The following is an 862-nucleotide window of genomic DNA, read 5'->3' on the forward strand; positions in this document are numbered from 1 at the left end:
ATTGGGTCGGGTCTGCATCAGCTTGGGATTCTGCGCAGCCATGCCGAGCAACTGATTGCGTGCGGCCATGAGCGCCTCGTGGCCAATACCGCCGTTGTCCTGCAGATAGAAGTCGAAACCAGTGGCGTTGCCCAGCTCCAGTACCGCGGGCGGTACCACCACGAAAACGATGGCATCCCGGATCTGCGAGAGATAGCCCATGGCGCGTCCGGCAACCGCACCGGCTGTGTCATTGGCATCAGGTCGCTGGTCCCAGGTTTTCAACTGGATGAATGCCAAGCCCGAACTCTGACCGCGACCAGCAAAGTTGAAGCCGTTGACGGTGAACATCGAACCTACGGCTGGCTCGTTCTTCATCATTTGCTCGCGCATGGAATCGAGCACCTGCTGAGTGCGCTCGGCGGACGACCCGGGCGGTGTCGTAACCTGGCCGAACAGAATGCCCTGGTCTTCTTCGGGCAGGAAGGACGAGGGAATGCGCGTGAACAAGAAAGCCATACCGGCGACGATGATCACATAGACCAGCAGGAACGGGATCTTGTGGCGGATCACCGCGGCGACGCTACGCTCGTAACGGTGCTGGCCACTCTCGAACTTGCGGTTGAACCAGCCGAAGAACCCACGCTTCTCGTGGTGCCCCTGCTTGACCGGCTTGAGCATGCTGGCGCACAGCGCAGGCGTGAAGACCAAAGCCACCAGCACCGACAACGCCATGGAAGTGACGATGGTGATAGAAAACTGGCGATAGATCACCCCGGTGGAGCCGCCGAAGAAGGCCATGGGCACGAACACCGCTGACAGCACCAGGGCGATACCGACCAGGGCGCCCTGGATCTGCTCCATCGACTTACGGGTCGCTTCC

The 862-nt window shown here is 60.7% G+C and carries 1 protein-coding gene; it reads right to left on the reverse strand.

From position 1 onward, the window contains the following. Nucleotides 1-862: efflux RND transporter permease subunit (locus GSQ95_RS25710; RefSeq protein WP_178123854.1), on the reverse strand; the 862-nt coding region annotated here is incomplete at both ends.

The sequence above is a fragment of the Pseudomonas sp. BAV 4579 genome (assembly GCF_009765395.1).
Lineage (GTDB): Bacteria > Pseudomonadota > Gammaproteobacteria > Pseudomonadales > Pseudomonadaceae > Chryseomonas > Chryseomonas aestiva.